Origin of the sequence: Metallococcus carri, assembly GCF_011440275.1 — a bacterium.
Lineage (GTDB): Bacteria > Actinomycetota > Actinomycetes > Actinomycetales > Dermatophilaceae > Metallococcus > Metallococcus carri.
Map to the genome: position 1 here is coordinate 472809 of NZ_JAAOIV010000001.1, position 13902 is coordinate 486710.

Consider the following 13902-nt stretch of genomic DNA (forward strand, 5'->3'; position numbering starts at 1 on the left):
CCCGCCCGTGACACGGCGGGCCGCCCCCGACGAGGACCTGCGATGACCACTGAGCGCGTAGCGATCCGGGTGGATGCCGCGCCGAGCACCGGTGTGGGGCACGCGATCCGCTGCCTCGCCCTCGCCCAGGAGCTGCTTGCCCGCGGGGTGCCGGTCACCGTGTTCGGCGAGTTCTCGGTCCCCTGGGTCACCCAGGCGTATGCCGCAGCCGGGCTGGCTCCCGTGCCCGCCGGGGAGTTATCGTCCGCGCCGGTGAGTCACGCCGTGCTCGACGGTTACGACCTTTCCCCGCAGGTGGGGATTGCGTTGCGGGACAGGGGCATTCGCCTGCTGGCCCTGGCCGATGGCGACTTCGGCGCGGGCCAGGTGGCCGACCTCTACCTCGACCAGAATCTCGCCGCCCGGCTTGATTCGGGTCGCTATGCCAACCCGCAGGCGGAGGTGCTCGCCGGCACCGACTACACCCTGTTTCGCGACGAGGTGCTGCAGCATCGCCGGGAGCTGCCGTGGCAGGAGTCCGCTCCCCCTACTGTGCTGGCGGTCTTCGGTGGCACCGACCCCTATGACGCGGCCGCGACCGTGGTGCCACTGCTGCTGGAGACGGGGAAACCCATGGCGCTCAAGGCGATTGCCGCTCAACCGGCCACCGCCGACGCACTCCGGAGGCTGCCCGTGACCGACGGGCAACACCTGGAGGTGCTCGGTCCCCAGCGCGACCTCGCAGCCGTCGCCGCCGGCTGCGACGCGGCGGTCTCAGCCGCCGGTTCGACGGTCTGGGAGTTGGCCTGCCTGGGGGTGCCCACCGCCGTGGTGTGTGTGGTGGACAACCAGGAGCCCGGTTATGCGGCCGCGCTGTCGACCGGTGTGGTCGGCGCGGCGGGCCGATTGGAGGCGCTGCGCAGCGGCGACCCGGCCGAACGCCGACTCGCGCTCGACACCCTCACCCGCCTCACGGGCGACCCGGCATACCGCGGGGAGTTGGCGCAGCGCGGGAGGTCACGGTTCGACGGGCTCGGCCGCCGGCGCGTCGTCGACCGGCTCCTCGCTCGCTGACCGGGGCGCCAGCGCGATCGGCAGGACCACCGCGGCGAGCACGCAGATCATCGGGACATGCCCGAGCAGATAGCGCGAGCGCCCCTGGAACAGGTCGGTGAACGCGGCGATCCCGAGCAGGGAGGTCGCCATCACCAGCAGGTCGAACCGATACCGCGACCGCAGCAGTCCGACGCCGGCGAGCACGAGCAGCAGCAGCCACCCGATCTGGGCGACATCGACATGCAGCTGCCACGCCGAGCCCGAGGGTGCGGCGAACCCTTGCACGGCACGCGAGACGGGGTCCGAGCGCATCGGCGGCTCGAACCGGTCGTGCCCTTCGCCGTAGGCCCAGAAGGTGCCGTCGCCCCAGTTGAAGATGGTCTTGTTGACCGCGAAGGACGCCATCCCGCGCGCGCCGCGCCGCTCGATCGTGTCGCGGACCATCTGCCGGGCGATCTGCGCCTGCTGCCCGGTCGGCAGCCCGGTGGTGCGGTGCTCGATGTCGTCGCTGAACAGGCCGTAGTACACGCCCCCGCCTATGCCCGGGCTCGTGCGGATGCCGGACGCGACATAGGTCCACGGCGAGGCGCTGATGCCCGGGGTCAGCCCGGACAGGCCGCTCATCGAGATGGCCGCCTGGTTGACTCCCCACGCGCTCACCAGGCAGGCCACCGCGCACACGCCGATCGCCGCGGCCCGGGTGAGCCACGCTCCGCGCCGCACCAGGATCGCCAGCACCACCGCGACCAGGCCGACGAGCGGCGTCACCTTGATCGCGTACCCGACGCCCAGGCTCGCCCCGGTCATGGCCCACCAGAGCGCGGCGCGGGCACCGCGACGCTCGATCGCCATCAGGCTGGCTGCGAGCGCCGCGACCGGCGACCACAGCGCGAGCAGGTCGGTGTAGGGCACCGACAGCCACGGCGACAGGGACACCAGCAGCGTGAAGGGGACCAACGACAAGGCCCCCGCGCGGGCTCCGGCGATCCGCCGGGCGCACCACCACACCAACGCCACCGTGCCGGCGACGATCAGCGTGTTGACGATCGCCCACCACAGCGCGTAGCCACCACCGACCTCCCGGTCGAGCGTGTTCGCCAGGCGGGCGACTGCGAGCAGGACGCGGTTGTTCGGGAAGCGGGAGAAATAGGCCGCGTGCTGGCTCATGCTGAACTTGCTGTATGACGCCAGGTGCACCAGTTCGGCGTCCCAGGTCGTGCGGTATGCCGAACCCCACGCCACCAGCCCGGCGATGAGCGTGGACGCCACACCCGCGCCGAGGCCCACTCGCCGCCAGGCGCGCTCGGACCACGATGGCGAGCGCAACCGGCCGGACCACCACAAGGCGGCGACGGCCGCAACGACCAGCAGCACCACGGGAGTGACGACCCAGCGGTCGGGCGGGTAGATCGACGGGCGCGGGTGCACCAGCACCAGGAGCACCACGGCGAGCAGGCAGCCGCCGGTGAACCGCTGCACCCACGTGCCGGTACGTTCCCCCAGGTCCACGGCGATCCCCCTGAACTTCGCTCGACCGGGCCGGTTCGAGTCTACGGCTGGATGCGCCGTGGTCACCGTCAGCGGGCGGTCCAGCCGCCGTCCACCGGGATCGTGGCACCGGTGACGAAGCGTGAATGCGGCGAGGCGAGGAACAGCAGCGCGGTGCGGATGTCGTCGGGCGCGCCGATGGTGCCGGTGAGGGTGTGGTCCTGCAGCGACTGCACGAAGGCCGGGTCGGCCTGCGCGGCGGTCGCGGGGAACGGACCCGGCGTGATCGCGTTGACCCGGATGCCGTCCCGGCCCAGTTCGGCCGCGGCATACCGGGTCAGCTGCAGCAGTGCCGCCTTGGCCGCGCCGTAGAACGGCGGGTTGCGGCCCTCCTCGGCGGCATACATCGACAGGTCCGGCGCGACCACGCCATACATCGAGGAGATATTGACGATCGAGGGTGACGACCCGGCGGCGACCGCCGCGGCCAGACCGGGGCGGGCGGCGTTGATGCCGGCCCAGGCCGCCTTGACCGCGAGGTCGAAGGCCTCGTCGAAGTTGGCGGCGGTGGCGGTGCGCAGGGAGCCGCCACGACCCACATGGGCGTTGTTGACCAGCACGTCGATGCGGGACAGGGAGCCGAGCAGGGCGGGCCAGGCGTCGGTGGTCACATCGGCCTGCTGGAGGGCGATGTCACCCTCCAGCCCGTCCAGCGCTGCGCGGAGTCGGCCGGTGTCGCGGCCGACCGCGTGCACGGTGGCGCCGGCCTCCGCGAGCGCCCCGACCATGGCCCGGCCGAGCCAGCCGGAGGCGCCGCTCACCACCGCGGTCGCGCCGTCCAACCGGAACAGGCGCGCACTGTCCGACACCATCACTCCACCTTCCAGCTGCTGGGGTCGATCAGTGTGGCACTGCCGGCTGGGAGCACCTCGTCGACCCGAGCGATCTGCGCGCGGGTGAGTGCGGGGCGGGCCATGAGTTCGGCCTGGCTGCGCACCTGGTCGGTGGTTTCGGCGCCGAGCACGACCGAGGTGACGAACTCGTGCCCGCGCACATAGGCGACCGCCAGGTCCGCGACGCTGGCCCGGCCGAGCTCTTGCACGCACCGGTCGAGGCCGGCGCGGATGGCGGCGACGTCGTCGGGCAGGTTGACCGGCCAGCGAGCGGCGTCGGGAGCGGCGAGCAGCCCCTGCAGGAACACGCTGCGGGCGGTGCAGATCACGTCGGGACGGGCGGCGAGCGCCTCCTGCACCTCAGGCGCGGTCCAGCGGCGGTCGGCGAGATTGAAGGGCAACTGCACGTACCCGAGCCGGGGGTCGCCCAGCGCCTCGATCAGCTCCGCCGGGGTCGACAACGAGGTGCCGATCACCGTGGTCATGCCGTCGGCGCGCACCTGCTCCAGCGCGTCGGCGACCGCGCCACCGCCCTTGCCCCAGTCGGCCCAGCGGTGCAGCAGCAACGCCGCCACCGTGCTGGACCGCAGCAGCCGCAGCGACTCCTGCACCGAGGCGGCCACCGCATCGCGCGCCGCGCCCGTCGTCGCGTCCGGGGCCAGGTCGTCCAGCGGCCGGATCTTGGTGACCACGCCGATGCGTTCGGACAGGCCGTGCGCCAGCGAGGCACCGATGCGGGCTTCGGACTCGCCATACGCCCGCGCCGTGTCGACATGCGTGACACCCGAGGCGGCCGCGACGGCGAGGATGCGAGCGGCACCCACGGCGTCCGGCTGGCCGACGCTGTTGGCGGCGCCATAGGTGATGCCGAGCTGGACCGCGCCGAGCACCCAGGGTCCCTGCGCGATCGCGTTGTCACGGCTGCCGGCGAGCGGGGTCGGCAGCGCGCCGCCCGCTCCTGCCCAGGCCCGCAGCAGGTCGCGCCAGGGCGCGCGCACCGCGTCGTCGACCCGGCCGAGGGCGGTCGCGGCGACGACATAGTCCTGCAGCGTGTCGATGGTGCAGCGCACCCGGGCGGGGTCGCCAGCGGCGAGGGTCGGCACAAAGTCCAGGTCGGCCGTATGCCGGCGCACCCACGGCGTGACGTGTTCGCGGTCGAAGGCGTCGGTGGCGTCCCGGGCCGCCTCGCGCAGCAGCCGCACGCGGATCACCTCGGCGCCGACGCCGTAGATATCGGCCATGGTGACGCGGATGTAGTCCTCGCCGGCTGCCTCCATGGTGTCCACGAGCTCGGTGAGGAAGGAACCGTCGGGCACGGCGTTGTCGCCGGTGAGGCGCACGACGAGGTCGTCGTCGGCCAGGTCGGCGGTGGCCGCGACGAACCGGCCGAGCGGGTCGTGCAGCGAGCCCCGGAAGACGCGCACGCCCGCGGCCTGCACCGCCTCGGCGAGCACGTCGTCGTCGGACTGATCGCTGGTGGCGACCACCACATCCATGCCGGTATTGCCGGCCCGCCGCGCGGTCAGCACCACGGCCGGCATACCCGCGAGCGTCAGCATCGCCTTGCCGGGCAGCCTCGTGGACGACAGGCGCGACTGGATCACCACACGGATCATGTGTTGGACGCTATCGGCCGGTGCGGGCTGCCGTGCCGCGGCACGCCACCCTACGCTCGGAGGATGCGCATCGAGGCTCTCCTGCCGGCCCTGCTCGCCGACCCCGCGCGCCCCCGTGTGACCTGGTATGACGAGGGCACCGGTGAGCGGATCGAGCTGTCCGGCCGGGTGCTCGCCAACTGGGTCGCCAAGGCCGGCAACTGGCTGCAGGACGAAGCCGATGTCTCGGTCGGCACCACCCTCGGGCTGCGGCTGCCGACCGATCATTGGCGGTGCGTCTACTGGGCGCTCGCCGGATGGGCTTGTGGCACAACGGTATTGCTCGACGCAGATGCCGAGGTGACGGTCGGCTTCGCCGACGCCGAGCTGGTCGAACCGACCCGCTCCCTGTCCCCCAGCCCGCTGATGTCGATGCCGGATGTCTTCACGCCGTATGTCGTGCCCGCGCCGACCGATGCTGCTCTCGGGACGATCACGTATGCCGACCTGATCCGCCCGGCCGGCGCCGACCGGGAGTTGCTGGAGGGTGACGGGGTGGAGACGCTGCGGCGCGTCCTGGACCTGCTCGCGGCAGACGGGTCAGTCGTGCTGGTGCGGAATGCCACACCGCAGCGGCGGGCCGAGATCGCCGAGACCGAGGGGGCGACGGCCGGCTGACCGCCCGGATGTAGCCTGCGTCACATGGACAAGGTCGTCTCCTCCGCCGCGGACGCGGTGGCCGACATTGCCACCGGGTCGTCGCTCGCGGTCGGTGGTTTCGGTCTCTGCGGCATGCCGATGGTGCTCATCAAGGCTCTTCACGACACGGGTGTCACCGACCTCGACGTCGTCTCCAACAACTGTGGAGTCGACGACTGGGGTCTGGGAATCCTGTTGCAGGACAAGCGCATTCGTCGGATGACGGCGTCATACGTCGGGGAGAACAAGGAGTTCGCGCGGCAATATCTGTCCGGTGAGCTCGAAGTGGTGCTCACCCCGCAGGGGACGCTCGCGGAGAAGCTGCGGGCGGGCGGCTGCGGCATACCGGCGTTCTTCACCGCGACGGGCGGCGGGACCCAGATCGCCGAGGGCGGACTGCCGTGGCGGTATGCCGAGGATGGTTCGGTCGCGATCGCGTCCCCGCCGAAGGAGACGCGCACCTTTGGTGACCGCGAGTACGTGCTGGAGGAGGCGATCAGCACCGACTTCGGGCTGGTGCGGGCGGCGGTCGGTGACCGGCACGGCAATCTGGTCTTCCACTCCAGTGCCCGCAACTTCAACCCGTTGTGTGCGATGGCCGGGCGGGTGACTATCGCCGAGGTCGAGCAGCTGGTGGAGCCGGGTGAGATCGACCCGGACCGGGTGCATCTGCCGGGGATCTTCGTGCACCGGGTGGTGCCGTTGACACGTGAGCAAGTGGCGGAGAAGCGCATCGAGAAGCGAACGGTCCGCGCAACGAAAGGCGAGGCACAGTGACGGCGACGTGCGCGCGGGCCGAGAGCTCGACCAAGAACATCGAGAAGCGAACGGTCCGTGCAACGAAAGGCGAGGCACAGTGACGGCGACGTGCGCGCGGGCCGAGAGCTCGACCAAGAACATCGAGAAGCGAACGGTGAGGGGGCAGGGCTGATGGCGTTGACACGGGAGCAGATGGCGGCGCGGGCGGCCGCGGAGCTGCAGGACGGCGACTACGTCAACCTCGGCATCGGGTTGCCGACGCTGGTGCCCAACTATGTGCCGGACGACGTCGAGTTGGTGCTGCAGTCCGAGAACGGCCTGCTCGGCGTGGGTCCCTATCCGACCGAGGATCAGGTCGACGCCGACCTGATCAACGCCGGCAAGGAGACGGTGACGCTGCGGCGTGGGGCGAGCATCTTCGACTCGGCGCTGTCCTTCGGGATGATCCGCGGCGGCAAGGTGGACGCGGCGATCCTCGGGGCGATGCAGGTGTCCGAAACCGGTGACATCGCCAACTGGATGATCCCGGGCAAGATGGTCAAGGGCATGGGCGGCGCGATGGACCTGGTGCATGGCGCCAAGAAGGTCGTGGTGCTGATGGAACATGTCGCCAAGGACGGCTCGCCGAAGATCCTGCCCGAGTGCACGCTCCCCCTGACCGGTCAGCGGGTGGTGCAGCGGATCATCACCGACCTGGCAGTTATGGATGTCACCGACACGGGGCTGGTATTGCGCGAGCTCGCGCCGGGCGTGACGCAGGAGCAGGTGCGCGAAGCGACCGCGGCGAGCTTCACCACCGACCTGGGCTGAGCTCGCCTGCGCGACAGACTCCGACAGCCTTAGCCGAGCACGGCGCGGCGGGCGGCTTCGTCCTCAAGCTTGGCCCGCTCGGCTTCCCGGCGCAGCCGGCGCTTGATCTTGGCGTCCTCGCGCGACAGCCGCTGGTCTTCGCGCTCCTCCAGCGAGGGCTGCTGGTAGTCGTCGCCCATGAGCTCACTGAGGTAGCGGTCCATGATCTCGTCCATCGGCCCGTCGCCGACGAGGGTGCCGCCGTTGAGGTAGAGCCCGCGGGTGCAAAAGCGCAGCAGGTCGCTCGCCGAGTGCGAGACGAGGAAGAGCGTGCGGCCCTGGTCGAGCAGCGACTCCATCCGGTTGTAGCACTTCTCCCGGAAGGCCGCATCGCCCACGGCGAGCACCTCGTCGACCAGGATGATCGGCTCGTCCAGGCAGGTGATCACCGCGAAGCCGAGGCGCACCTGCATGCCGGAGGAGAAGTGCCGGTAGGGCACGTCGAGCCCGTCGCGCACCGCCGGGCCGGCGAAGTCGACGATGTCGTCGAAGCGCGCCTCGGTCTCCTCCCGCGACATACCGTGCAGGCCGGCGGTGAGGAAGATGTTCTCGCGCGCGGTGAGCTCGCCGATGAAGCCACCGGTCAGCTCGATCAGCGGCGCCACGCCCTCGCCGACCCGGGCCTGGCCCTCGTCGGGCAGCAGCGTGCCGGCGATCATCTTCAGCAGGGTCGACTTGCCGCCACCGTTGCCGCCGACGAGGCCGACAGCCTCGCCGCGACCGACGGTGAAACTGACATTGCGCAGCGCCCAGAAGGTCTCCCGGTTGTGCGCGCTCTTGCCGGTGAAGATGATCTCGCGCAGCGACAGATTGCGCCGGCGGCCGCGCAGGAACTCGATGCCGAGGTTGTCGACCTCGATGACCGGTTGGCCCTCCTGCGTCTTCCACTCCACCGTGCTCGGCACGTCCGGGAAGGCGTAATCCGCCATCGTCCGCTTGTGCTCGGGGTCGTAACCGGCCGGGTCGTTCGCGCGGCGCTCAGGCCGCCAGCGGGTCTTGCCGTTCTCGCCGATGACGGGCTCGCCGACGGGGCCGAGGGGCGGGGTGTCGGACATCTCAGATCTCCTTCAGCACGGCCGGCTCGAGCTTGCGGAACACCCACAGACCGAAGACCAGCCACAGCAGCGTGACGACGCCACCGGCGATCCACGCGTGATAGTCCGGCGACACCCCGGGCTTGAGGAAGCTGAGCCGGTACATGTCGTTGATCGCGGTCAACGGGTTGAACTGCTGCAGGTGTTTGGCCCACGGGGCGCGCTTGCCGAGCATCTCGGCGGAATAGACGATCGGGGTCAGGTAGAACAGCATTCGCAGCCCGATCCGCACCAGCCGGACGAAGTCGTCGACGAGCGCGGTCACCGGCGCCATCACCAGCCCCATGCCGATGCACAGCAGCAACTCCATGATCAGCGCTGGGATCCAGTAGACGATCCGCCAGTTGACCGCCACATCGCCGCGCCAGGCGAAGAACGCGATGAACCCCAACAGGATCGGCAAGGACATCAGGTGCTCGATGCCCTTGGACAGCACGACCCGGATGACCCACATCTCGCGCGGCAGGTTCGTCGATCGCACGAGGAGGCGCTCGGCATACAGCGCCCGCGAGGTCTCGTTGATCGCGTTGTTGAACCAGTTCCAGGCGAGCAGACCGGCGACGAGGTAGAGGACGAACGGGCTGCCCTGGCTGCTGCCCTCGCCGCGGGCGCGGTAGATGATGCCGAAGACCAGGCCGTAGACCAGGGTCATCGCGAGCGGGTCGATCAGCGTCCAGAGATAGCCGAGGACGCTGCGGGCGTAGCGGATCCGCAGATCGCGACGCACCAGCGTCCAGAGGATCTTGCGGTCGGCGTAGATCCGACCGATCCGGGTGGCATAGCTCATCGTGGTCCTAGCTGTTGCTGTCCTGGGCTCGCCAAATGTAGTGGTCCGTTGCTGGGAGGATCCTGGACGTCCTCCGCAAGCCGCACCCGGCTGGTGAGGAAGCCGGCGCCCCAGGCGAGGTGCATCGTCGCAAGGACCGGTGGCACCAGCGCCCGGACTTTCGCCGGCTCGCCCTGGGAGATCGCCCACCCGCCCGCTGCGATCGCGGTGAGGTATGCCGCGGGCACCAGCCACAGCGGACGCCATACGAGACCACCCACGGCCCCCACGGCGATCGCCGCGACGGCCACCGGCGGGGCGAGATAGCGGGCGTTGATCGAGCCCTTGTGGCGGCGGGCGACGACGCGGCGCCAGGTGCCGTACTGGAAGTACTGCGAGGCGAGGGTGGCGAAGGTGCCGCGCGGGCGATAGGTGACCCGCATCTGCGGGGTGAACCAGACCGTGCCGCCGAGCGCGCGCAGCCGCCAGTTCATCTCCCAGTCCTGCGCGCGGCGGAAGCGGGTGTCATAGCCGCCGACGCGCTGCAGCCAGCCGCGGTCGAAGACGCCGAGGTAGACCGTCTCGGCCTCCCCCGCCTGGCCCCCGAGTTTGAAGCGCGCGCCGCCGACGCCGATCCGGCTCTTCATCGCACACGCGACCGCCCGCTCGAAGGGGGTCGTGCCCTCGGCATACATGATCCCGCCCACATTGGCCGCGCCGGTCTCGGCGAGGGTCGTGGCGGCCGTGCGCAGGTAGCCGGGCGACAGCAGCCCGTGCCCGTCGACGCGCGCGACGATGTCGTATGCCGCCTGCCCGATCGCCAGGTTGAGCGCCTCCGGAGTGAGCCCAGTTGGGTTGTCTACCAAGCGAATTCGCGGATCAGACGCGGCCAGCCGGCGGGCGACGTCGTCGGTGGCATCGGTGGACGGCCCGAGGGCCAGGATGATCTCGAGCGGCCCATCCCAGTCCTGCTCGGTGATCGCAGCGACCGACTCCGCCAGGTGGCGTTCTTCGTTGAGGATGGGCATCACCACGGAGATCCCGCGCTGAGCGGGTTGGTCGGGCGATGGCACGCGCTCCAGGCTACAGGCTGCCCTCAGCGGTCCCGGTTACCCTGTCGCGGTGTCCCACGACGATGACGACGCGATGATCTTCGATACCCGCAAGGGCGGTGGCCGGGCCGCCCGCGGGCAACGCGACGACGCTTCGCGGGCCATTCCCACGCGGCCGCGACGGCCGCAACCGGCGGATCCCGACGCGACGCGCGAGCTGCCGCGCCGCACCGACGACAGCACCCGGGTGATGCCTGCCGGGCGCACGCCGGGTGCCCGCCCGCCGGGTCGCCCCGTCGCGGGCGATCCCGGGCGACGTCCGATGCGCGGCCCGGGAGGCGTCGGGTCAGGCGGCCCGGGTGGTCCGAGAGACCCGCGCGACCTTCGTGATGCGCGCGACCCGCGTGGCCCCCGGGGTCCGCGGCCCGGTGCGACCCCCGCTGCCGAGCCCGCGCCGCGCCGTCGCAAGCGCCCCTTCCTCAAGATCGTGACCGTCCTCGTCCTGATCGTCGCGTTGTGGGTGGGCGCGCTGCTGTGGGCCGGTATGGCGGCGTGGGGCAAGGTCACCAAGGTCGACGCCTGGCCGGCGGGCAACCGGCCGGCGGCCGGCAAGGGCACCAATGTGCTGCTCGTGGGCTCCGACTCGCGCGCGGGGCTGAGCAGCCAGGAGGCGCACAACCTCGGCACCGGTGGCTCGAATGTCGGCGGCGGCACCGCCCGCACCGACACGATCATGGTGTTGCACATGCCCGAGAGCGGCACCCCCACCTTGATGAGCATCCCGCGCGACTCGTGGGTCGACATACCGGGCCGGGGCAACGGCAAGATCAACGCGGCCTTCACGTATGGCGGTCCGCAGCTGCTCGTGCAGACCGTCGAGCAGGCCACCAACCTGCGGATCGACCGCTATATGGAGATCGGCTTCGGCGGTTTCGCCAAGGTGGTCGACGCTGTCGGCGGCGTCACGATGTGTCTGCCGAAGGCGGTCAACGATCCCTATGCCCACATCAACCTGCCCGCCGGGTGCCAGAACCTCGACGGCAAGAACGCCTTGGGCTATGTGCGCTCGCGGCACGCCTTCGCCGAGGGCGATCTCGCCCGGGTGAAGAACCAGCGTGAGTTCCTCGCCGCGCTGACCAAGAAGATCGCGACGCCGTCCAACGCGCTGCTGCCGTGGCGGCTGAAGTCGATCGGTGAGGCCGGCGCCGCGGGGGTCGCGGTCAACAAGGACATGTCGCCCTACCAGGCCTTCACGACGCTGTGGACGCTGAAGAACATCAACAGCAACGGCCAGTCGGTGCAGGTGCCGGTCAACCCGGCGATGCGGGCCGGGCAGTCGGTCGAGATCTTCGACCCGGTGCGGGCACCGGCGCTGTTCGACGCGCTCCGCAACGACCAGTCCCCGAACGCTGCGCCGTAGGACGACCTAGCGGATGCCTTTGAGCACCTGACGGGCCATCACCATCCGCTGGATCTGGTTGGTGCCCTCGTAGATCTGGGTGATCTTGGCGTCGCGCATCATCCGCTCGACCGGGTGGTCCTTGACGTAGCCGGCGCCACCGAGCAGCTGCACCGCGTCGGTGGTGACCTCCATCGCGACATCGGCGGCATAACATTTGGCCGCCGCGCCGAAGAAGGTCAGGTCGGCGTCGCCGCGCTCGGACTTGGCGGCCGCGACATAGACCAGCTGGCGGGCGGCCTCGAGCTTCATTGCCATGTCGGCGAGCATGAACTGCAGCCCCTGGAATTCCGCGATCGCCTTGCCGAACTGCTTGCGCTCCTTGACATACCCCACGGCATAGTCGAGCGCGCCCTGGGCGATGCCGACCGCCTGCGCACCGATGGTGACGCGGGTGTGGTCGAGGGTGCGCAGCGCGATCTTCAGCCCTTCGCCCGGCTCGCCGACCATCCGGCTGGCGGGGATGCGGCAGTTGTCGAAGTGCAGCTCGCGGGTGGGGCTGCCCTTGATGCCGAGCTTGCGCTCTGGCTCGCCGAAGGAGAAGCCCTCGTCGTCCTTCTCGACCACGAAGGCGGTGATATTGCGGCCGCGCTCGCCGTCGGGGTCGGTGACCGCCATGACCGTATAGAACTGGGAGACACCGGCATTGGTGATCCACGACTTCTGGCCGTTGAGGATGAAGTCGTCGCCGTCGGCCTTGGCCCGGCACTTCATCGAGGCGGTGTCCGAGCCGGCCTCCCGCTCGGACAGCCCGTAGGAGAACATCCCCTCGCCCTTGGCCAGCGGCGGCAGGTAGGTCTGCTTGACCTCCTCCGAGGCGCCCAGGATCACCGGCATCGAGCCGAGCTTGTTGACCGCCGGGATGAGCGAGGAGGACGCACACGCGCGGGCCACCTCCTCGATCACGATGCAGGTGGCGAGCGCGTCGGCCCCCATCCCGTCATACGCCTCGGGCACGTGCGGCGCGTGGAAGTCGGAGGCGACCAGCGCGTCGTGCGCGGCCTGCGGGAACTCGCTCTTGTCGTCCACCTCGGCGGCGTGCGGGGCGATCTTGTCGTCGGCGATCGCGCGGATCGCCTCGCGCAGGGCCTGGTGGTCCTCGGAGATCTGGAACAGGTCGAAGTCGGTGTTTCCGGTCACAGCCGCGATCCTACTCACGGGTATCAGTCGGCGAGTGCGGGCGCGACCTCGCGCTCGAACAACTCGATGCCGGAGGTGTCATAGGCCGCCTCGGCGAAATAGGCGATGAGGTAACCCATCCCGGCATCCTTGAGCGGCCTCAGTTGCTCGACGATCTGCTCGGGAGTCCCCACCCCGATCGCGCTGCGCTGCTTGGCGACCGCGTCGAGCTTGTCCTGCGCCAAACCGCCCCGGCGGAACCGGTCGACCATCGCCGCGAAGCGGTCGTCGATCTCCTGGTCGTTCGCGCCGATCACGATGTTGACGTTGGTGCTGCGGACGATCTCCTGCGGGTCGCGGCCGAGGTCGGTGCAGTGCTGGCGCAGGATCTGATCCTTGTGCCGGAAGGTCTCCACGTCACCGCCGAAGTTGGTGTAGTCGGCATATTCGGCCGCGATCCGCAGCGTCTTGCGCTCGCCACCACCGGCGACCCACAGCGGTATGCCGTGGCGTCCCTGCTGCAGCGGCTTCGGGTAGCACAAGGCGCCATCGGCCTGGTAGTGCTTGCCGGCCAGCGTGGCCTCGCCGCGCGTCCACATCTGGGCGAAGATCTCCACGCCCTCGCGCAGCCTGGTCAGCCGCTCCCCCGCGCCGGGGAAGCCGTAGCCATAGGCGCGCCATTCGTGCTCGTACCAGCCGGCGCCGATGCCCATCTCCACTCGGCCGCCGCTCACGTGATCGACGGTGGCGGCGACCTTGGCCAGATAGGTGGGCTGGCGATACGACATACAGGTGCACATCTGACCGAGCCGGATCCGGTCGGTCATCGCGGCGAACGCCGCCATCAGCGTCCACGCCTCGTGGGTCGCCTCGTGCGAGGGCTGTGGCGTGGTGTGGAAGTGGTCGTAGACCCACAACGACTCCCACAGCGTCGACTCATCGAAGCGGCGGGCCAGGTCGGCCATCGTTCGCCATTGCTGCGCCGGGTCGATGCCGACCAGGTCGAACCGCCAGCCCTGCGGGACGAAGACACCGAATCGCATCGCACACCTGTCTTTCCTCGGGGAACGGCGTCACCCTAGTGCGCACCCGAT

The 13902-nt window shown here is 70.3% G+C and carries 13 protein-coding genes; 5 read left to right on the plus strand and 8 right to left on the minus strand.

Annotated features, from left to right (window positions below):
* The first annotated feature begins 42 nt into the window (after window positions 1-42).
* A complete protein-coding gene (locus tag G9U51_RS02285) occupies window positions 43-1053 on the plus strand; it encodes a PseG/SpsG family protein (protein WP_166192435.1) in 1011 nt (336 codons plus the stop codon).
* Here G9U51_RS02285 and G9U51_RS02290 read toward each other — a convergent pair.
* From G9U51_RS02290 to G9U51_RS02300, 3 genes are all read right to left on the minus strand, one after another.
* Window positions 997-2544 carry a glycosyltransferase family protein gene (locus G9U51_RS02290; protein ID WP_166192438.1) on the minus strand — a complete coding sequence of 516 codons (1548 nt, stop codon included), beginning with the start codon at window positions 2542-2544 and terminating at the stop codon, window positions 997-999. The genes G9U51_RS02285 and G9U51_RS02290 overlap by 57 nt on opposite strands.
* A 68-nt stretch (window positions 2545-2612) precedes the next feature.
* On the minus strand, window positions 2613-3395 hold the full coding sequence (locus G9U51_RS02295) for an SDR family NAD(P)-dependent oxidoreductase (protein ID WP_166192441.1): 783 nt from the start codon (window positions 3393-3395) through the stop codon (window positions 2613-2615).
* Entirely contained in the window at window positions 3395-5032 is a 1638-nt protein-coding gene (locus tag G9U51_RS02300) for an aldo/keto reductase (protein WP_166192444.1), read from the minus strand. The genes G9U51_RS02295 and G9U51_RS02300 overlap by 1 nt, the downstream gene beginning before the upstream one ends.
* Window positions 5033-5095: 63 nt before the next feature.
* On the opposite strand from G9U51_RS02300, the gene G9U51_RS02305 reads away from it, so the two are divergent.
* The 3 genes from G9U51_RS02305 to G9U51_RS02315 all read left to right on the plus strand — a co-directional run bounded on the left by G9U51_RS02305 (window position 5096) and on the right by G9U51_RS02315 (window position 7279).
* Window positions 5096-5689, plus strand: coding sequence for a TIGR03089 family protein (locus tag G9U51_RS02305; protein ID WP_166192447.1), 594 nt, complete (start codon window positions 5096-5098; stop codon window positions 5687-5689).
* Between the two features lie 24 nt (window positions 5690-5713).
* Window positions 5714-6487, plus strand: coding sequence for a CoA transferase subunit A (locus G9U51_RS02310; protein ID WP_166192450.1), 774 nt, complete (start codon window positions 5714-5716; stop codon window positions 6485-6487).
* A 153-nt stretch (window positions 6488-6640) separates the two neighbouring features.
* Window positions 6641-7279 (plus strand): CoA transferase subunit B, encoded by a 639-nt coding sequence (locus G9U51_RS02315; protein WP_166192453.1) that lies wholly within the window; start codon window positions 6641-6643, stop codon window positions 7277-7279.
* Window positions 7280-7308: 29 nt separating this feature from the next.
* On the opposite strand, the gene G9U51_RS02320 is transcribed toward G9U51_RS02315, so the two are convergent.
* From G9U51_RS02320 to G9U51_RS02330, 3 genes are read right to left on the minus strand one after another with little or no spacing between them, the layout of a single operon-like run.
* A complete protein-coding gene (locus G9U51_RS02320; protein ID WP_328823262.1) occupies window positions 7309-8373 on the minus strand; it encodes an ABC transporter ATP-binding protein in 1065 nt (354 codons plus the stop codon).
* 1 nt (window position 8374) lies between these two features.
* A complete protein-coding gene (locus G9U51_RS02325; RefSeq protein ID WP_166192456.1) occupies window positions 8375-9199 on the minus strand; it encodes an ABC transporter permease in 825 nt (274 codons plus the stop codon).
* Window positions 9196-10251, minus strand: a complete 1056-nt coding sequence (locus tag G9U51_RS02330) for a glycosyltransferase family 2 protein (protein WP_328823263.1) — start codon at window positions 10249-10251, stop codon at window positions 9196-9198. Before G9U51_RS02330 ends, G9U51_RS02325 begins: the two co-directional genes overlap by 4 nt.
* A gap of 49 nt (window positions 10252-10300) precedes the next feature.
* On the opposite strand from G9U51_RS02330, the gene G9U51_RS17730 reads away from it, so the two are divergent.
* Window positions 10301-11650 carry an LCP family protein gene (locus G9U51_RS17730; RefSeq protein WP_328823264.1) on the plus strand — a complete coding sequence of 450 codons (1350 nt, stop codon included), beginning with the start codon at window positions 10301-10303 and terminating at the stop codon, window positions 11648-11650.
* Between the two features lie 6 nt (window positions 11651-11656).
* Here G9U51_RS17730 and G9U51_RS02340 read toward each other — a convergent pair whose 3' ends face one another.
* Window positions 11657-12829, minus strand: a complete 1173-nt coding sequence (locus G9U51_RS02340) for an acyl-CoA dehydrogenase family protein (RefSeq protein WP_166192459.1) — start codon at window positions 12827-12829, stop codon at window positions 11657-11659.
* Between the two features lie 23 nt (window positions 12830-12852).
* Window positions 12853-13851 carry an LLM class F420-dependent oxidoreductase gene (locus tag G9U51_RS02345; RefSeq protein WP_166192462.1) on the minus strand — a complete coding sequence of 333 codons (999 nt, stop codon included), beginning with the start codon at window positions 13849-13851 and terminating at the stop codon, window positions 12853-12855.
* Window positions 13852-13902: the final 51 nt, after the last annotated feature.